This is a genomic window from Streptomyces sp. NBC_00102 (genome assembly GCF_026343115.1).
GTDB lineage: Bacteria > Actinomycetota > Actinomycetes > Streptomycetales > Streptomycetaceae > Streptomyces.
In genome coordinates, this window is record NZ_JAPEMC010000001.1 from 3131008 (window position 1) to 3148957 (window position 17950).

14 protein-coding genes, 3 tRNA genes and 2 pseudogenes are annotated in these 17950 nt (G+C 70.7%); 10 read left to right on the top strand and 9 right to left on the bottom strand.

Going from position 1 to position 17950, the window contains the following annotated elements; genetic code table 11:
- Positions 1 to 439: 439 nt before the first annotated feature.
- Together bldC and OHA55_RS13960 are read right to left on the bottom strand one after the other, a co-directional pair.
- Positions 440 to 646 (bottom strand): developmental transcriptional regulator BldC, encoded by a 207-nt coding sequence (gene bldC / locus OHA55_RS13955; RefSeq protein WP_003949541.1) that lies wholly within the window; start codon positions 644 to 646, stop codon positions 440 to 442.
- Between the two features lie 1109 nt (positions 647 to 1755).
- Entirely contained in the window at positions 1756 to 2601 is an 846-nt protein-coding gene (locus tag OHA55_RS13960; RefSeq protein ID WP_266706257.1) for a hypothetical protein, read from the bottom strand.
- Positions 2602 to 2795: 194 nt separating this feature from the next.
- On the opposite strand from OHA55_RS13960, the gene OHA55_RS13965 reads away from it, so the two are divergent.
- A complete protein-coding gene (locus tag OHA55_RS13965; protein WP_266710643.1) occupies positions 2796 to 3905 on the top strand; it encodes a Glu/Leu/Phe/Val dehydrogenase dimerization domain-containing protein in 1110 nt (369 codons plus the stop codon).
- A 321-nt stretch (positions 3906 to 4226) separates the two neighbouring features.
- Complete coding sequence (locus OHA55_RS13970) at positions 4227 to 4478, top strand: DUF3073 domain-containing protein (protein WP_266706258.1); 252 nt, start codon at positions 4227 to 4229, stop codon at positions 4476 to 4478.
- A gap of 274 nt (positions 4479 to 4752) precedes the next feature.
- Here the strand turns inward: OHA55_RS13970 and purM are convergent, their stop codons facing one another.
- The gene (gene purM, locus OHA55_RS13975) at positions 4753 to 5826 is read right to left on the bottom strand and encodes a phosphoribosylformylglycinamidine cyclo-ligase (protein WP_266706259.1); all 1074 of its coding nucleotides are present in this window, start codon (positions 5824 to 5826) and stop codon (positions 4753 to 4755) included.
- A 57-nt stretch (positions 5827 to 5883) separates the two neighbouring features.
- A complete protein-coding gene (gene purF, locus OHA55_RS13980; protein WP_266706261.1) occupies positions 5884 to 7410 on the bottom strand; it encodes an amidophosphoribosyltransferase in 1527 nt (508 codons plus the stop codon).
- Between the two features lie 463 nt (positions 7411 to 7873).
- On the opposite strand from purF, the gene OHA55_RS36575 reads away from it, so the two are divergent.
- Complete coding sequence (locus tag OHA55_RS36575) at positions 7874 to 7966, top strand: putative leader peptide (RefSeq protein ID WP_353963492.1); 93 nt, start codon at positions 7874 to 7876, stop codon at positions 7964 to 7966.
- A 256-nt stretch (positions 7967 to 8222) separates the two neighbouring features.
- A complete protein-coding gene (locus OHA55_RS13985; RefSeq protein ID WP_266706263.1) occupies positions 8223 to 9746 on the top strand; it encodes a sulfatase in 1524 nt (507 codons plus the stop codon).
- Between the two features lie 108 nt (positions 9747 to 9854).
- Here OHA55_RS13985 and OHA55_RS13990 read toward each other — a convergent pair whose 3' ends face one another.
- The 4 genes from OHA55_RS13990 to purS form a co-directional block, all read right to left on the bottom strand.
- Positions 9855 to 10658, bottom strand: a complete 804-nt coding sequence (locus tag OHA55_RS13990) for a maleylpyruvate isomerase family mycothiol-dependent enzyme (protein WP_266706265.1) — start codon at positions 10656 to 10658, stop codon at positions 9855 to 9857.
- A gap of 194 nt (positions 10659 to 10852) precedes the next feature.
- Positions 10853 to 13102: a phosphoribosylformylglycinamidine synthase subunit PurL gene (gene purL, locus OHA55_RS13995; protein ID WP_266706267.1), complete on the bottom strand. Its 2250-nt coding sequence runs from the start codon at positions 13100 to 13102 to the stop codon at positions 10853 to 10855.
- Positions 13099 to 13779, bottom strand: a complete 681-nt coding sequence (gene purQ / locus OHA55_RS14000) for a phosphoribosylformylglycinamidine synthase subunit PurQ (RefSeq protein ID WP_266706269.1) — start codon at positions 13777 to 13779, stop codon at positions 13099 to 13101. The genes purL and purQ overlap by 4 nt, the downstream gene beginning before the upstream one ends.
- On the bottom strand, positions 13776 to 14036 hold the full coding sequence (gene purS, locus OHA55_RS14005; protein WP_266706271.1) for a phosphoribosylformylglycinamidine synthase subunit PurS: 261 nt from the start codon (positions 14034 to 14036) through the stop codon (positions 13776 to 13778). The genes purQ and purS overlap by 4 nt, the downstream gene beginning before the upstream one ends.
- Before the next feature lie 431 nt (positions 14037 to 14467).
- Here purS and OHA55_RS14010 point away from each other — a divergent pair, with 431 nt between their 5' ends.
- From OHA55_RS14010 to OHA55_RS14035, 6 genes and pseudogenes are all read left to right on the top strand, one after another.
- Positions 14468 to 14803 (top strand): Lsr2 family protein, encoded by a 336-nt coding sequence (locus OHA55_RS14010; RefSeq protein ID WP_266706273.1) that lies wholly within the window; start codon positions 14468 to 14470, stop codon positions 14801 to 14803.
- A 178-nt stretch (positions 14804 to 14981) separates the two neighbouring features.
- A tRNA-Gly gene (locus OHA55_RS14015) sits at positions 14982 to 15053 on the top strand.
- A gap of 79 nt (positions 15054 to 15132) precedes the next feature.
- Positions 15133 to 15208, top strand: a tRNA-Gly gene (locus OHA55_RS14020).
- Between the two features lie 224 nt (positions 15209 to 15432).
- Positions 15433 to 16133: pseudogene (locus OHA55_RS14025) on the top strand (AAA family ATPase); the annotation flags it as partial.
- Positions 16134 to 16185: 52 nt separating this feature from the next.
- Positions 16186 to 16638, top strand: a pseudogene (locus OHA55_RS14030) (DNA-binding response regulator); the annotation flags it as partial.
- 23 nt (positions 16639 to 16661) lie between these two features.
- Positions 16662 to 16737 (top strand) — tRNA-Gly (locus tag OHA55_RS14035).
- A gap of 239 nt (positions 16738 to 16976) precedes the next feature.
- Here OHA55_RS14035 and OHA55_RS14040 read toward each other — a convergent pair.
- Entirely contained in the window at positions 16977 to 17891 is a 915-nt protein-coding gene (locus OHA55_RS14040) for a phosphoribosylaminoimidazolesuccinocarboxamide synthase (protein ID WP_266706275.1), read from the bottom strand.
- Between the last annotated feature and the right edge of the window lie 59 nt (positions 17892 to 17950).

Genomic DNA, 17950 nt, shown 5'->3' on the forward strand with positions numbered 1-17950 from the left:
GTCCTTCACCGAGTCGCACACAGAACCCCACACCCACCCACACCCCGCGCGCACCCGCCGGAAAGCGACGCGGCGGGCGGTACGGGGGAAGCGCGTCAGGCGCCGGCGGGCGCCGTAAATGACACCGGCGCACCCCGGAGCGCAAGGGCGGCCCCGGGCGCTCGGCGCGGGGCGCGCGCCGGTCGGCCACACCGGCCCACGGCCCGGACCGCCGGGCCCCCGGGGCCCTTCCGGGCACGTCCCGGCACTTTCGGGCACCCTCGGGCACAAAAAAAGATCGCGCTGGACCCGGCGGAGTCCAGCGCGATCTTGACGACGTACCCGCATCGCACAGGTATGACGCCCGTTGGGGCGGGCGCCCGTCGTATGGAGCTATGGGTGAGCGGCTGCGGTTGGGGGGCCGTCAGCTGCCCGGTCGTGATGCGGCGACAGGGGTGTTTCAGGCCTCGCTGCGCTGCTGCGGAATACCCGCAAGCAGTGCGCGGACCTCTGCCTCGCGGTATCGGCGATGTCCACCGAGCGTGCGGATGGACGTGAGCTTGCCAGCCTTGGCCCAACGGGTGACCGTCTTCGGGTCCACGCGGAACATCGTGGCAACCTCAGCCGGGGTCAGCAGCGGCTCGGCATCAGGGGTGCGAGCGGTCATGAGCGGCCTCCTCGGGAGAACCGAACCATCTCGGTTCTTTCCTCTAAATTCTGCACCTTGGCCCACGTTGCCCGAAATGGCGAACGGGGGCCGAGTCGGTTATAGGACGAACGGCTTGTCCTCGGCACTACAACTACACCATCCGTCCAGCCGCGTCGGCCAAACCGATGGAATTGCCCTCCCAGGTGTTCATCAGCGACGGATGCCGATGGACCATGCTATAGCGGACAGTCACGCGTCAGTAACGATCAGTCACAGAGCGATCAGGAGTCACTAGACCCCCCATAGCGTGCAATGCAGAGCAATCCGCCCATAGTTGGACGGACAGAGTCCTCCCCGGACTCCTTGTCCTATTTTGGCACGAGGGGTAGGGATGGGCGCAAGGGCGGCCTTAGTGCCGTCCGTCACGCTTGCGACCATTGGGCGGGTTCAGGACGTTGGACCTAGGACGCTCGGCGTAGCTCCCGCCACACCGGGCTCTCCCGCCCCAGGGGACCCGCCCGACGGGCCGTCAGCCGGCCACCGGAGCCGCCCCCGCTCCACGGGCGCCCGGCGCACCCCCGCCGGATCACGTCCCCGCCCGGCACCTCTCGGCGTCCCCCGTGGGTTCGCGTGCGTGCTCGCGCGTCTCGTCGGCGGTCATCGGCTTCCTCAACTCCCTCCCGGTCGCGGCCCGCCGCGCGGACCGGTCTTCCTGGCGAAGGAGGCGGTTGGTGTGCCTTGATCCGATTCCATCCGGTTCGGCCGCTTGCGACCGCCTCGGCATGAGGTTGCCCCGGTTGGAACCTTTCATGCCACCGTGTTCCGATTCGCCTCTATTGGTGGTGCGGTGTGCCGACACATGTTGACGCCGGAGAGCCCTTTCCCCGTTCACTTCGCGAAGCCGGGCCCCCCTCAACGGGCTGATCGGAAGGGGCCGGTCGGAACGGGCCCTCGGAACGGGCCGGCCGGTCGGAACGGACTGGCCGGAACGGACTGGCCGGAACGGGGGCCCTCCGCAACGGGCCGTCGGAACGGGCCGGCCGCCGCGCACGCCGGTGGGACCCGCGGCAGCAGCCGGACGGACCGCCCCGGCCCCCGTCCGGCGCCACCCGCCCCCGACTCGCCGGTCAGTTGGCGGACCGGAGGTCCCGCACCGCGCGCCAGCGTTCCGCGAGCCGGCCGTACGCCACCGCCGCCCGGTCGTTGTCGCCCTCGCGCAGCGCCCCGATGCCCTCGGCCACGTCCGCCGCCGACCGGTCCTCGGCCAGCCGGGCGGCCGGCACCGCGTGCACCAGGCCCCCGTAGTCCAGCTCGACCAGCGACCGGGGGTGGAACTCCTCGAGCCAGCGGCCCACATCGACCAGGCCCTCCGCCAACGGCCCGTCGTCCACGGTCTCGCGCAGGGTCCGCAGCCCGCGCGCCAGCCTGCGCCGCGCCTCCACCATGGGCGTCCGGTACCGCAGCGAAGCCGGCCCGCCCTCCCCGTCCGGCGCCCCGTACTCGCGTTCCCCGTCGGCGAAGAGCACGAACCAGCGGACCGGCACGTGCCACACCGCCGTCCTGATCCAGGGCCGCGCGTCCGGGTTCCGGCGCTGCCACCGCTCGTGGTCGGCGGCCTGCTGCTCCCGGACCACCGGAGGCAGCACCGCGTCCAGCACATTGGCCGGAAACAGACCCCCGAGTTCCTCCAGGGCCAGCCATCCGCGCAGCCGGGTCCGCCACGGGCAGACGCAGACCACCCCGTCGATCTCCGCGACGAAGGCGTCCGCGCTCTCGTGCGGACTCACCCCGACCGGCGGAGTGGGCACCAAGTCCGCGAGGGAGCGGCGGAGTTCGTCCTGTGCGGTGGGGAAGTCGCCGCGCTGCGCGTAGCGCGTCCAGTGCGCGCGCTCGGCCTCCGGGAAGGCGGCGAGGGGCTCGTACACCCGCAGATAGGACGTGTAAGGGACGAGCACTGAGGACACCACCGACATGAAGCTGATCGTGTCACGTCGGTACTCCCTCGGGGGGTGATCCCCGGCAGAGAGGCGATCCGCGCGGGAGCAGGATCTACGCTCGGAACGCACGGGCCGGCCCCGCCGGTCCGCCGGGGGTCTTCCCATCCTCAGAAGTCCCCGACGCTCCAACTTCCGCCGCTTCGTACTTGGGAGTCACCACCGTGACCGTTGTGACCGGCGTACCCGACGCAGCCTCCGCGTCCGCGGACGTGCTGCGCACCCTGTTCCACTCGGACCAGGGAGGACATGAGCAGGTCGTCATCTGCCAGGACCGGGCGAGCGGCCTCAAGGCCGTCATCGCCCTCCACTCCACCGCCCTGGGCCCCGCCCTCGGCGGCACCCGTTTCCACCCGTACGCCACAGAGGCGGACGCCGTCGCCGACGCGTTGAACCTCGCGCGCGGGATGTCGTACAAGAACGCCATGGCCGGGCTCGACCACGGCGGCGGGAAGGCCGTGGTCATCGGCGACCCGGACCTCGTGAAGACCGAGGAACTCCTGCTCGCCTACGGCCGGTTCGTGGCCTCGCTCGGCGGACGGTACGTCACGGCCTGCGACGTCGGTACGTACGTCGAGGACATGGACGTCGTCGCCCGAGAATGCCGCTGGACCACCGGGCGTTCCCCCGAGAACGGCGGCGCCGGCGACTCGTCGGTGCTCACCGCGTTCGGCGTCTTCCAGGGGATGCGCGCCTCGGCCCAGCACCTGTGGGGCGATCCGACCCTGCGCGGCCGGAAGATCGGCATCGCGGGGGTCGGGAAGGTCGGCCGGCATCTGGTCGCGCACCTGCTCCAGGACGGGGCCGAGGTCGTGATCACGGACGTGCGCGAGGAGTCGGTGCGCCGGATCACCGACGCCCACCCCGAGGTCACCGTCGCGGCGGACACCGACGCGCTGATCCGCACCGAGGGGCTCGACGTCTACGCCCCGTGCGCGCTCGGCGGCGCGCTGGACGACTCCACCGTGCCGGTGCTGACGGCGAAGGTGGTGTGCGGTGCGGCCAACAACCAGCTCGCGCACCCGGGGGTGGAGAAGGACCTCGCGGACCGCGCGATCCTCTACGCACCGGACTACGTGGTGAACGCCGGCGGCGTGATCCAGGTCGCCGAGGAACTTCACGGTTTCGACTTCGAGCGGGCCAGGGTGAAGACGGCGAAGATCTTCGACACCACCCTGGAACTGTTCGCACGTGCGAAGGAGGACGGGATTCCGCCGGCCGCGGCCGCGGACCGGATCGCCGAGCTGAGGATGGCCGGGGCCGGCCGCGCGCTTCTCGCCTGACCGCTCCCCGCCGGCCGGAGCCGACCGGGGCACGCGCCTCCTCCGGTCGGCGGGGCCCACGGGTCCGGCCGAGAGAAGACTCACGCCGGTCGGCGGGTCGAACGCCAGGAAGAGGTTAAAATCGCAGTTGACCAGCGAGGACGGAGCTCCTCATTGGTCCTGTACCGAGGCGCAAGACGCGGGCGGCGTACCGTATGGCCACGGAAGCAGGTACCGTTGAAGCTCTACGGGCACGGACTCTCATCCGAGAGGCCGTCCCGAAACATGAACGCGTGTCAAGACTCTGGGGCCGTCGAGCCCCGTCACCGAGGGGGTCGAGCCATGGGGCGCGGCCGGGCAAAGGCCAAGCAGACAAAGGTCGCCCGCCAGCTGAAGTACAGCAGCGGCGGAACCGACCTGACACGTCTGGCCAATGAGCTGGGCGCATCACCTTCGAGTCAGCCACCGAACGCAGAGCCGTTCGAGGACGACGACGAGGACGATGACCCGTACGCACAGTACGCGGATCTTTACAACGACGACGAGGACGAGGACGAAGAGTCCGGTCCCTCGTCCCAGCGCCGCGGCGCTTGACCTCGCGCTGACACAACAACCCGGTCCGGGCCAGTCCCGGACCGGGTTCTGTGCTGTCCGGTCACGGTCGGCCGAGGTGTCCGCCTCCATGTGCGGGGTCCCGTGCCCGACGTCCTGCGGGGGCGGGTGCCACGGCACCTCCAGGTGTCCGCCGGGTGACCGCGGGATGTCCCTGGGGAATCCACGGCCGTACGGCCCTGCCGGGGCCGCTGCCGGGCCGGGCGGGCGAGCCGTGTCGCCTGCCCCGCCCCGTACAGCGTCGTGCCAGGTGTGATCAGCGGGCGTAGTCGCCGGTCAGCTCGGCGCCCGTGGTGTGGTCGCCGCGCTCGGTGATCTCACCGGCGACCCAGGAGTCGACCCCTCGGTCGGCCAGCGTCGTCAGGGCCACGTCCACGGAGTCCGCCGGGACGATCGCGATCATGCCGACGCCCATGTTCAGCGTCTTCTCCAGCTCCAGCCGCTCGACGTTGCCGGCCTTGCCGACCAGGTCGAACACCGCGCCCGGGGTCCAGGTGGACCGGTCGACCGTGGCGTGCAGCCCGTCCGGGACGACCCGGGCCAGGTTGTTGGCGAGGCCGCCGCCGGTGACGTGGCTGAAGCCGTGCACCTCGGTCGTACGGGTGAGGGCGAGGCAGTCCAGCGAGTAGATCCGGGTGGGCTCCAGGAGCTCCTCGCCGAGGGTCCGGCCGAACTCCTCCACCTGGCGGTCCAGGGTCCAGCCGGCCCGGTCGAACACCACGTGGCGCACGAGCGAGTACCCGTTGGAGTGAAGACCGGACGAGGCCATGGCGATGACCGCGTCACCCTTGCGGATGCGCTCGGGACCGAGCAGGCGGTCGGCCTCGACCACGCCCGTACCCGCGCCGGCGACGTCGAAGTCGTCCGGGCCGAGGAGTCCGGGGTGCTCGGCCGTCTCGCCGCCGACGAGGGAGCAGCCGGCGAGGACACAGCCCTCGGCAATGCCCTTCACGATCGCCGCGACACGCTCGGGATGCACCTTGCCGACGCAGATGTAGTCGGTCATGAAGAGCGGTTCGGCACCGCAGACGACGAGGTCGTCGACGACCATGCCCACCAGGTCGTGGCCGATGGTGTCGTAGACGCCCATCTGCCGCGCCAGGTCGACCTTCGTGCCGACGCCGTCGGTGGCGGAGGCCAGCAGCGGGCGCTCGTAGCGCTTGAGGGCGGAGGCGTCGAAGAGTCCGGCGAATCCGCCGAGCCCACCGAGACCCTCGGTCTCGGGGCGCTTCGTCTTCTTCACCCACTGCTTCATCAGCTCGACCGCGCGGTCGCCGGCCTCGATGTCGACGCCGGCCGCAGCGTAGGAAGCACCTGTTGTCTCAGACATTGCCCGGGATCTTTCGTGTGGGAATACGGGGCTGGAGGAAACGCCGGTCGGTCCGGGTCACGGACGACGCAGCGCGTCGGCCGCCGCGGTGGCGGCGGGGCCGGCGGCCAGCTCGGTCTCCAGCAGCTGCTTGCCGAGCAGCTCCGGGTCCGGGAGCTCCATCGGGTATTCACCGTCGAAGCAGGCGCGGCAGAGATTGGGCTTCTGGATCGTCGTCGCCTCGATCATCCCGTCGAGCGAGATGTAGGAGAGCGAGTCGGCGCCCATGGACGTGGCGATCTCGTCGACCGTCATGCCGTTGGCGATGAGCTCGGCGCGGGTCGCGAAGTCGATGCCGAAGAAGCAGGGCCACTTGACCGGCGGGGACGAGATCCGGATGTGGATCTCGGCGGCACCGGCCTCGCGGAGCATCCGGACCAGCGCGCGCTGAGTGTTGCCGCGGACGATCGAGTCGTCCACGACCACCAGGCGCTTGCCCTTGATGACTTCCTTGAGCGGGTTCAGCTTCAGTCGGATGCCCAGCTGACGGATGGTCTGCGACGGCTGGATGAAGGTCCGCCCGACGTAGGCGTTCTTGACCAGACCCGCGCCGAACGGGATTCCGCTGGCCTCGGCGTAACCGATCGCGGCGGGGGTGCCGGACTCCGGTGTCGCTATGACCAGATCCGCCTCGACGGGGGCCTCGGCGGCGAGGCGCCGGCCCATCTCGACGCGGGAGAGGTAGACGTTCCGCCCGGCGATGTCGGTGTCGGGGCGGGCCAGGTAAACGTACTCGAAGACGCAGCCCTTGGGCTTCGCTTCCGCGAAGCGGGAAGAGCGCAGACCGTTCTGGTCGATGGCGACGAGCTCGCCCGGCTCGATCTCGCGGACGTAGCTGGCGCCGCAGATGTCGAGGGCGGCGGACTCCGACGCGACGACCCAGCCGCGCTCCAGGCGTCCGAGGACGAGCGGGCGGATGCCCTGCGGGTCCCTGGCCGCGTAGAGGGTGTGCTCGTCCATGAAGACCAGCGAGAAGGCACCGCGGACCTGGGGAAGCACCTTGGTGGCGGCTTCCTCGATGGTGAGCGGCTTGCCCTCGTCGTCGGTCTGCTCGGCGAGAAGCGCGGTCACGAGATCGGTGTCGTTGGTCGCGGCGACCTGGGTGGAGCGACCGTTCTTGCGCGGCAGGTCGGCGACCATCTCCGCGAGACGGGCCGTGTTGACCAGGTTGCCGTTGTGGCCGAGGGCGATCGAGCCGTGCGCGGTGGCACGGAACGTCGGCTGCGCGTTCTCCCACACCGAGGCGCCGGTGGTGGAGTAGCGGGCATGACCGACCGCGATATGGCCCTGGAGCGACCCCAGAGACGTTTCGTCGAAGACTTGCGAGACCAGTCCCATGTCCTTGAAGACCAGGATCTGGGACCCGTTGCTCACTGCGATGCCCGCGGACTCCTGTCCACGGTGCTGCAGGGCATACAGTCCGAAATAGGTGAGCTTGGCGACCTCTTCGCCGGGAGCCCAGACACCGAAGACGCCGCAAGCGTCCTGGGGGCCCTTCTCGCCGGGGAGCAGGTCGTGGTTGAGTCGTCCATCACCACGAGGCACGCCACCGAGTGTAGGCGAGGTCGACCACTGGTCCGAATTGGGTACGGGCCCCGCACCGATGACCGGAGCCGCCCGGACGTGCGCGGACGCCGGGAGGGAAGTCCATTTCCGGGGATCCCACCGATCACCGGCAGTGATCATCGTTACGCCCCGAACGGTGATCCCCGGAGTGCGCAACCGCCGGATCCCAGCGCTGCGGCCCATCCCGGCCGGTGGCGGGGCCGGTGGGGGCGTCGGGGGCCGACTCCCTCCGTTGCTCTGGGTGAAGCGGGGCCGGGCGCGTCGGGAGAGTCCGCCGGGCCGTCCGTTCCGTGGCGAGCCTCACACTGCGCGGCCCGCGCGACGGACCCCGCAGGCGGCCCCGGCGCTCCGAACGGCACATTCCGTCCGCATACCGGTACGCAAGTCCGTACAGCGAGACGCTCGTTGACACGACCACGACCAGGCGGCAGGCTCCAGGGCCATGCAGCCCCTCGGTGATCCCTCGGTCACGCTCGTGGAGCGCCGCCACGTCGATCTGGGACGCCTGGCGAGCGCCATCTGTCGCTGCTCCTGAGCCCCTGAGCTCCTGATCCACCGGCCCGCCGCGAGCCTGCCGCGGTCCGCGCCGCGTCGCGGGTCCCCCGGCCACGCCGCGCCCCGGCCACCCGCCTTTTCCGTGAGCCGTGCAGCCGGACGTCCGTGCCTCCGCGCGCAGTGGTCCGGCTGCTCCACGGTCCGCTTCCCGTCTGCTTCCCGCCCGTTCCCGCCCGGATACGGGTGCGCTTCGGCGCATCCGGCCGCCCTGCGGGGACCCCGTGCCCGGAGTCACCATGTCTTCCGCCCAGAACCCCCGGCCCGCTTCCGCCACCCCCGGACCGACCGAGCCCGCCGCCGGGCCCGCAGCCGCCGGACCGTCCGGCCCCCTCTCGCGCCGCGCCTTCGGCACCGCGGTCGGCGCGACCGCCGCCACCGCGGCAGTGGGCCTTTCGGCCGCACCCGCGTCCGCCGCGCCGTCCGCCGCCCAGCAGAAGCCCGACGCGCGGGAGAAGCCCTTCCGGGCCGCGCGCGGCAAGCACTCCCGCCGCCCCAACATCCTGTTCATCCTCGGCGACGACCTCGGCTGGGCGGACCTCTCCTCGTACGGCGCCCCGCACATCAAGACGCCCCACCTGGACCGCCTCGGCCGTCAGGGCGTGCGGTTCACCGACGCGTACGCGGGCTCCGCCACCTGCTCGCCCACCCGCTTCAGCCTCTACACCGGCCGCTACCCGGGGCGCACCGCGGGCGGACTGGCGGAGCCGATCGCCGACCGGTCGGTGGGCCTGGAGCCGACCCACCCGACGCTCGCCTCGCTGCTGCGCGGCTCCGGGTACGCCACCGCGCTGATCGGCAAGTGGCACTGCGGCTACCTTCCGGACTACAGCCCCACCAAGTCGGGCTGGGACGAGTTCTTCGGCAACTTCGGCGGGGCGCTGGAGTACTACTCCAAGCTCGGTCTCGGCGGCGAGTACGACCTCTTCGAGGGCGACGCCGAGTACAAGGACCTGCGCTACTACACGCGCATCCTCACCGAGCGGGCGAGCGAGTACGTCCAGCGCGACCACGACAAGCCGTGGCTGCTGAACCTCAACTTCACCACCCCGCACTGGCCGTGGATCGCGGACGGCGACACGGAGGAGAGCGCGGAGGTCGTCCGGAAGATCAAGGCGGGCAATCCCGCTGCCCTCTTCCACAACGACGGCGGATCGGTGGAGAAGTACAAGGAGATGGTCGAGGACCTCGACCGTTCGGTCGGAAAGGTGCTCGACGCGCTGAAGAAGTCCGGGCAGGAGGAGGACACCCTGGTCTTCTTCGCCAGTGACAACGGCGGCGAGCGCTTCTCCTACCAGTGGCCGCTCTCCGGCAACAAGAGCTCGCTCCAGGAGGGCGGCATCCGGGTTCCGGCCGTACTGCGCTGGCCGGCCCGGATCGACCCGGGCCAGGTCAGTGACCTGCCGGTCTTCTCGCCGGACTGGACCGCGACCCTGCTGGAGATCGCGGGCGCCCGACCGGCCCCCGCGTACCCGCTGGACGGCACCAGCCTCGGCGGCTACCTGCTGCGGGACGAGAAGGTGCCGGAGCGCGAACTGTTCTGGCGGGTGCGCGGCGAGCGCGCGGTGCGCCGGGGCGACTGGAAGTACTACCGGGGCAAGACCGGCGCCGACCAGCTCTTCAACCTGCGCGAGGACCAGCGGGAGCAGGCGAACCGGGCCGCCGAGGAGCCGGAGTTGCTGGCGGAGCTGCGGGCGTTCTGGGAGCGGACCGACGCGGAGCTGCTGCCGTACCCGGCGAGCACGGGCACCTCACCGTTCTGAGCCGTGACCCCGGCGCGGGGCCCCGGCCCGCCGCACCCCACAGGGCCCGTCCCGCCGCCCGTACCTGACACCGGGCGGCGGGACGTCCTCCCCGCTCAGCCCCGCTGCTCAGCCCATCAGCGGCAGCAGCCCCGAGAGATCGGCCCGTTCCCCGCTCGCGGAGATCCGCGCCGCCTCCCGCTCGTCGGCCCAGCCGGCCCGTCCGGTGGCGAGCCGGATCCAGGTGAGCGGGTCGGTCTCCACGACGTTGGGGGGCGTACCGCGGGTGTGCTGGGGCCCGCCGATGCACTGGACCACCGCGAACGGCGGTACGCGTACCTCCACCGAGCCGCCGGCCGCCCGTTCGGCGAGGGCGTCCGCGAGCAGCCGGGTGGCGGCGGCCAGGGCCTGCCGGTCGTACGGGATGTCCAGGCCGGTCGCCGCGTTGAGGTCGTCCGTGTGCGCGACCAGCTCGACGGTCCGGGTGACCAGGTAGTCTCCGAGCCGCATCGAGCCGGTGCGGGTCGACAGCAGCCGCTCGGGGCCGGCCGGGACCACCACCGCCTCGAAACGGGCCGCGACCTCCTCGTACAGGGCAGGCAGGTCGGGGTGGGCGGCGGCGAGGGCGTGGGTGTCCTCGTCGATCTGCCCGGCCCGCACCGCCATCGAGAACGGCCACTGGACCGGGGTCAGTTCCGGCTTCGCGCCGCGCGGCTCCGGCAGCTCCAGGTTCCGGGAGACGGCCGAGAGCGCTGCCGTGATGTGAACGGCCAGCTCCCGCACGGTCCAGTCGCCGAGCCGGGTGGGCAGCGCCAGCTGATCGGCGGTCAGCCCCGCCACCGCCCGCCCGACCTGCGCGAATTGGGCCAGCACGGCGGTCCTGGTGCGGTCGGGGTCGTAGCGGCGGGCACGCTTGCGGGTCGTCGGCGGCATGACGACGAGCGTACGGCTCCGAGGGGCGTCGGACACCGGATACCCCGGGGCCCGCACCGGCCGGTTCCGGCAGTCCCCGGGTACGCCCGCCAGAGCCCGTGGGGGGGGGAGACGGCCCGACCGCCCCGGAACAGCGCGATGCCCCCGCCCGGACCGGACGGGGGCATCGGCGTACGTACTGCCGAGGGGGAAGATCAGGCGAGGAGCGCCGGGATCGTTCCCTCGTGGGCGGTCCGCAGCTCGCTCAGCGGGATGCTGAACTCACCCTGGACCTCGACCTCGTCGCCGTCCACGACACCGATGCGGGTGACGGGCAGACCGCGCGCCCCGCACATGTCGTTGAAGCGGAGCTCCTCGCTGCGCGGCACGGAGACGATCGCGCGCCCGGCCGACTCGGAGAAGAGGAAGGTGAACGCGTCCAGACCGTCCGGGACGACCAGCCGGGCACCCTGACCGCCGCGCAGGCAGGACTCGGTGACCGCCTGGACGAGACCGCCGTCGGACAGGTCGTGCGCGGCGTCGATCATGCCGTCGCGCGAGGCGGAGATCAGGATCTCGGCCAGCAGCTTCTCGCGGCCCAGGTCGACCTTGGGCGGCATGCCGCCGAGGTGCTGGTGGACGACCTCGGACCAGGCCGAGCCGCCGAACTCCTCGTGCGTGTCGCCGAGCAGGTAGAGCAGCTGCCCCTCCTGCGCGAACGCGACCGGGGTACGCCGGGTGACGTCGTCGATCACACCGAGCACGGCCACGACCGGCGTCGGGTGGATCGCGGTGTCACCGGTCTGGTTGTACAGCGAGACGTTGCCGCCGGTGACCGGGGTGCCCAGCTCCAGGCAGCCGTCCGCGAGACCGCGGGTGGCCTCGGCGAACTGCCACATGACGTCCGGGTCCTCGGGCGAACCGAAGTTCAGGCAGTCCGAGATCGCGAGCGGCTTGGCACCCGAGGCGGCGACATTGCGGTACGACTCCGCCAGCGCGAGCTGCGCACCGGTGTAGGGGTCGAGCTTCGCGTAGCGGCCGTTGCCGTCGGTCGCCATGGCCACGCCGAGGTTGGTCTCCTCGTCGATGCGGACCATGCCGGCGTCCTCGGGCATCGCGAGCACGGTGTTGCCCTGCACGAACCGGTCGTACTGGTCCGTGATCCACGACTTCGACGCCTGGTTCGGCGAGGAGACGAGCTGGAGCACCTGCGCGCGCAGTTCGTCGCCGTTCGCCGGGCGGGCCAGCTTGCCGGCGTCGTCGGCCTGGAGCGCGTCCTGCCACTCCGGGCGGGCGAACGGGCGGTGGTAGGTCGGGCCCTCGTGGGCGACGGACCGCGGCGGAACGTCCACGATCTGCTCGCCGTGCCAGAAGATCTCCAGCTGGGAACCCTCGGTCACCTCACCGATGACGGTGGCGATGACGTCCCACTTCTCGCAGATCTCCAGGAAGCGGTCCACGTGCTGCGGCTCGACGATCGCGCACATGCGCTCCTGCGACTCGCTCATGAGGATTTCCTCGGGCGAGAGGGAGGAGTCGCGCAGCGGCACGGTGTCCAGCTCGACGCGCATGCCGCCGGAACCGGCGGAGGCGAGCTCGGACGTGGCGCAGGAGAGCCCAGCGCCGCCGAGGTCCTGGATGCCCGCGACGAGCTTCTCCTTGAAGATCTCCAGGGTGCACTCGATGAGGAGCTTCTCCTGGAACGGGTCGCCGACCTGCACCGCGGGGCGCTTGGCGGGGCCGGTCGACTCGAAGGTCTCGGACGCGAGGACCGAGACGCCGCCGATGCCGTCGCCGCCGGTGCGGGCACCGTAGAGGATGACCTTGTTGCCGGGGCCGGAGGCCTGGGCGAGGTGGATGTCCTCGTGCTTCATCACGCCGATGCAGCCGGCGTTGACGAGCGGGTTGCCCTGGTAGCAGGCGTCGAAGACGACCTCGCCGCCGATGTTCGGCAGGCCGAGGCAGTTGCCGTAGCCGCCGATGCCCGCGACGACGCCCGGCAGGACGCGCTTGGTGTCGGGGTGGTCGGCCGCGCCGAAGCGCAGCGGGTCGACGACCGCGATCGGGCGGGCACCCATGGCGAGGATGTCGCGGACGATACCGCCGACGCCGGTCGCCGCGCCCTGGTAGGGCTCGATGTACGACGGGTGGTTGTGCGACTCGACCTTGAAGGTGACCGCGTAACCCTGGCCGACGTCGACCACACCGGCGTTCTCGCCGATGCCGACGAGCATCGCGTCGTTGGCGGGGACCTTCTCGCCGAACTGCTTGAGGTGGACCTTGCTGCTCTTGTAGGAGCAGTGCTCGGACCACATCACGGAGTACATGGCGAGCTCGGCACCGGTGGGACGGCGGCCCAGGATCTCGCGGATGCGGGCGTACTCGTCCTCCTTGAGGCCGAGTTCCTTCCAGGGCTGTCCGGCGTCCGGGGTCTCGGCCGCGTGCTTGACCGTATCCAGGCTCATGCGTTGACCAGCTTCTTGATGATCGAGGTGAAGAAACCGAGACCGTCCGTGCCGCCGGTGCCGATCAGCGGCTCGACCGCGTGCTCGGGGTGCGGCATGAGGCCGACGACGTTGCCGGCGGCGTTGGAGATGCCGGCGATGTCACGGAGCGAACCGTTGGGGTTCACGTCGACGTAGCGGAACGCGACGCGGCCCTCGGCCTCCAGCTCGTCGAGCGTGCGCTCGTCGGCGGTGTACCGGCCGTCCATGTTCTTCAGCGGTACGGAGATCTCCTGGCCGTCCGCGTAGTCCGCGGTCCAGGCGGTCCCCGTGTTCTCCACCCGCAGCTTCTGGTCGCGGCAGATGAAGTGGAGGTGGTTGTTGCGCAGCATCGCGCCGGGCAGCAGGTGCGCCTCGGTCAGGATCTGGAAGCCGTTGCAGATGCCGAGGACCGGCATGCCCGCCTTCGCCTGCTCGATGATGGTCTCCATCACCGGCGAGAAGCGGGAGATGGCTCCGGCCCGCAGGTAGTCGCCGTAGGAGAAGCCGCCCGCGAGGACGACCGCGTCGACCTGGTGCAGGTCCTTGTCGCGGTGCCAGAGCGATACGGGCTCCGCCCCCGCCACCCGGACCGCGCGCAGCGCGTCCTGGTCGTCGAGGGTGCCGGGGAAAGTGACGACGCCGATACGAGCGGTCACTTCGCGGCCTCCTCGGACTCCACCTTCACGACGAAGTCCTCGATGACGGTGTTCGCGAGGAAGGTCTCGGCGAGTTCGTTGATCCGGGCGAGGGCGGCGTCGTCGACGGGCCCTTCGACCTGAAGCTCGAAACGCTTCCCCTGACGTACGTCGGCGATTCCCTCGAAGCCGAGACGGGGCAGTGCGCGCTGCACCGCCTGTCCCTGCGGGTCGAGGATCTCCGGCTTGAGCATGACGTCGACTACGACGCGTGCCACTGGCACTCCCAATGGTGTGGTGCGGCTGGGTCTCCGGGGGGTTCCCCAGACCCCCGCGGGTCCTGTCAGCGTACCTGGCGGAAATTTCTACGCGGGTAGACAAGGTTCCGCAGATCACGCGGGGATATCGATTGGCGCCGCACCGGGCAAAAGTCCGGGGAAAAAATCCTGATCGATTGCGGACGGACACGCGAAACAATTGAGCGGGCTTCACAATGCCGTACGGCCGCTGTACAAATGATTACCAGGGAAAGCATCACGACTCATGGAACACCGGAACACCGATGCCCGGGGACCTGTATTGACGGGCCCCGGGGATCAGGCCCGGGCCCGCGAGTCCGGCCTGATCCGACCGTAAAGACCCCAGGCAGCCGGAAGCCCGGCGTCCGCGCACGTCAGAAGCGCGGGGCCGCAGGAAAGGACCGATATCCGTGGCGCAGCAGGTAGTGGTCACGCTCTCCGACGACATCGACGGGGGGCAGGCGGCAGAAACGGTCACTTTCGCCATCGACGGGAAGTCGTACGAGATCGATCTCAATCCCGTCAACGCGAAAAAGCTGCGGAAGACCCTGGCTCCGTACATGGCGGCCGGTCGAAAGCAGACAAATGCTGGAAAGCACGGCAAGACGCCCGTTTCCTACCGTCACACCTCCCTGGCCCCCGATCCGGCGGCCGTCCGCGCATGGGCGCGGTCGCACCAGATGGAGGTGCCGGCCCGGGGACGCATCCCCAAGAGGGTCTACGAGGCGTTCGAACAAGCGAGTTGACGGCGGGGCGGGTCCCGCGACGGATCCCCGGAGGCCGGAACCGGCCTCCGGGACGGCCCGCGCGAACACCTCGCCGCGACATCCGCAGGGGAGCCGACTTGCGCTGCACCCCCGCAGGTCGGATAGAGTCTGGATCACGCCAAGGGGCAAGGCCGAAAGGCCCCAACCACAGCAGCGTGCGGGTGTAGTTCAGTAGTAGAACACCCCCCTTCCAGGGGGGAGGCGCAGTGTGCGATTCCTGTCACCCGCTCTACATCGCTTTCCGACCACTCCGGTGGATCGGGTAGAGTGGTGCTCGCGCCGCCCGGTGAAAGCCGAGCGGAGGCAATGCGGACGTAGCTCAGTTGGTAGAGCGCAACCTTGCCAAGGTTGAGGTCGCCAGTTCGAACCTGGTCGTCCGCTCCAAAAGAAAGACCCCGGTCGATTCTCGACCGGGGTCTTTCTCGTATGTCCTTACCCGCGTGCGCGGGCCGCCGTTCCTCGGTCGCCGATCTTTTCCTTTCCCGGAAGCACCGATGCCGCTCCGGTATCCGTCCCGCTCCGACCGCGGCCCCTTCATGACGGATGTCATGGGCGGTGATGACGGCTCGCACTGCCGTCGGGTCTCCGCCCCGGCCAGTCTGGAACGCATGACCAGAGACGAATCCGACAGACCGGCAGCCCCGTCCGCTACGCCGGTGATCGAGGCCGACGCGCTGCGACGGCGGTACTCGGGCGGCTTCGAGGCCGTCCGCGGGATCTCCTTCTCGGAAGGTGACGGCGCTGGTCGGGCTGTCCGGCCGGGCCGGGGTCCGCGTCGAACAGCTCTCCGGCGGTGAACGGCGCCGCCTCGATCTGGGACTGGCCCTCGTCGCCCGCCCGGAGGTCCTCTTCCTGGACGAGCCGACGACCGGACTCGACGCGGAGGGCCGGCGCGACACCTGGGAGCTCGTCAGGAACCTGCGGGAGGGAGGCACCACGGTGCTGCTGACCACGCATCACCTGGAGGAGGCCGAGGCGCTCGCGGACCGGCTGGCGATCATGCACCGGGGCCGGATCGTGGCTTCCGGGACGACGGCGGAAGTGACGGCCGACCAGCCGGCCCGCATCCGCTGCCGGCTACCGGAGGGGGGCACCCTCGAACGGCTGCCGGTGGACGCGCGCGGCTGGGACGTCACGGCCGGTGGCGGCATGGGGAGACCGGGGGCGGCAGGTGGAGATCCGTACCCACGCCTTCCAGGAGCCGCTGCACGCGCTGCTCGGCTGGGCGGCCGGGGAGGGCGTGACCCTCGACGGGCTGGACGCACGGGCCGGGTCGCTGGAAGAGGCGTTCCTGGAGATCGCCCGGACCGGCGGGGAGGAGGACGCCTGGGCCAGGAAGGGCCGAACCGGCCGAGAATGGGCTCCTCGATCTCCAGATGCCGGGCGCCGACGGTGTGAGCGTGGCCACATCCCTGCGGGCCGGACTCCCCGGCTGCCGCACCATGATCGTGACGGGGCACGGCCGCCCCGGCCATCTGCGGCGGGCCCTTGCGGCAGGGGTGCGCGGGTTCGTCCCCAAGACGCTCAGCGCTCGCCGACTGGCCGAGATCATCCGGGTCGTGCACGGCGGAAACCGTTACGTGGACCCGGAGTTGGCGGCAGACGCGATCTCCGCCGGGGACTCGCCACTCACTCCCCGGGAGGCCGAGGTGCTGGAACTCGTGGCGGACGGAGCCCCCGTCGCGGAGATCGCCGTGCGCGCCTCGCTCTCCCCCGGGAGGGTCCGCAACTACCTCTCCTCGGCGGTCTCCAAACTGGGTGTGGAGAACCGTCACGCGGCAGTGCGTTTCGCTCGGGCTCAAGGATGGGTATAGTTGGCATCGCGCTGAGGCGCAATGCGAACGTAGCTCAGCTGGTAGAGCGCAACCTTGCCAAGGTTGAGGTCGCGAGTTCGAACCTCGTCGTTCGCTCCACGTGAGAAGGCCCCGGTCCCCAGGACCGGGGCCTTCTGCGTACCTGGCCGCCCCTCGGAGCCGTACTTCCTCCGCTTGTCCTGCTTGTCCTGCTTGTTCTGCTTGGCCCGCTTGCCCTGCTTGTTCGGTGCCGGGATGCGCGATGCCGCCGCCCCTCGTGTCGGGGCCGGCGGCATCGCGCATCCCGGCGGAATTGCGGGCCGGGCTGTTTTCGGCTGTGGTCCGGGCCGGGGGCTGGGTTACTTCCAGCTGAGGCCGGTCAGCTGCTCGTACGCGTCGATGTACTTGGCGCGGGTCGCGTCCACGACATCCTGGGGCAGCGGGGGCGGCGGGGTCTCGCTCTTACGGTCCCAGCCGGAGGCCGGCGAGGTCAGCCAGTCACGGACGAACTGCTTGTCGTACGAGGGCTGGGCGTGACCCGGCTCCCACGCGGCCACCGGCCAGAAGCGGGAGGAGTCCGGGGTCAGCACCTCGTCGCCGAGGACCAGTTCCTCGGTGCCGTCCTCGTTGGCCGCGAAGCCGAACTCGAACTTGGTGTCGGCCAGGATGATCCCGCGCCCGTGCGCGATGTCCCGGGCGTGCCGGTAGACGTCCAGCGTCAACTGCCGCAGCCGGGTGGCCGTCTCCGTGCCGACGGTGTGCGCGACCGCCTCGTAGCTGACGTTCTCGTCGTGGTCGCCCACGGCGGCCTTCGTCGCCGGGGTGAAGATCGGGCCCGGCAGTTCGGAGCCGTCGACGAGGCCCTCGGGCAGACCGATGCCGCAGACCGTGCGGGAGGCGTCGTACTCGACGAGACCGGAGCCGGTCAGGTAGCCGCGGGCCACGCACTCGACGGGGACCATCCGCAGCGAGCGGCAGATCGTCGTGCGGCCCTCCCAGTCGGCGGGGGCGCCGGCCGGCACCTCGGTCGAGATGACATGGTTGGGCACCAGGTCGCCGAGCTGGTCGAACCACCAGAGCGACAGCGCGGTCAGCACCCGGCCCTTGTCCGGGATCTCGGTCGGCAGCACCCAGTCGTACGCGGAGATGCGGTCGCTGGCGACCATGACGAGATCGCCCGCCTCGTTCCGGTACAGCTCACGCACCTTGCCGGTGTGCAGGTGGGTGAGGCCCGGCACCTGAACGGGCTCGGGCTTTTCTACGAAACCGGACACGCTGCCTCCGCGTAGGTTGATCCAAGGGTCGCGGGTCCGATTGTCCCGTATGCCGGTGC

Coding starts and splice junctions, on each gene's coding strand:
- purM (WP_266706259.1), bottom strand. CDS start 5,826: ATGTCTGAGACAACAGGTGCTTCCTACGCTGCGGCCGGCGTCGACATC.
- OHA55_RS13970 (WP_266706258.1), top strand. CDS start 4,227: ATGGGGCGCGGCCGGGCAAAGGCCAAGCAGACAAAGGTCGCCCGCCAG.
- OHA55_RS13990 (WP_266706265.1), bottom strand. CDS start 10,658: ATGCCGCCGACGACCCGCAAGCGTGCCCGCCGCTACGACCCCGACCGC.
- OHA55_RS36575 (WP_353963492.1), top strand. CDS start 7,874: ATGCAGCCCCTCGGTGATCCCTCGGTCACGCTCGTGGAGCGCCGCCAC.
- bldC (WP_003949541.1), bottom strand. CDS start 646: ATGACCGCTCGCACCCCTGATGCCGAGCCGCTGCTGACCCCGGCTGAG.
- OHA55_RS13985 (WP_266706263.1), top strand. CDS start 8,223: ATGTCTTCCGCCCAGAACCCCCGGCCCGCTTCCGCCACCCCCGGACCG.
- OHA55_RS13960 (WP_266706257.1), bottom strand. CDS start 2,601: ATGTCGGTGGTGTCCTCAGTGCTCGTCCCTTACACGTCCTATCTGCGG.
- purL (WP_266706267.1), bottom strand. CDS start 13,102: ATGAGCCTGGATACGGTCAAGCACGCGGCCGAGACCCCGGACGCCGGA.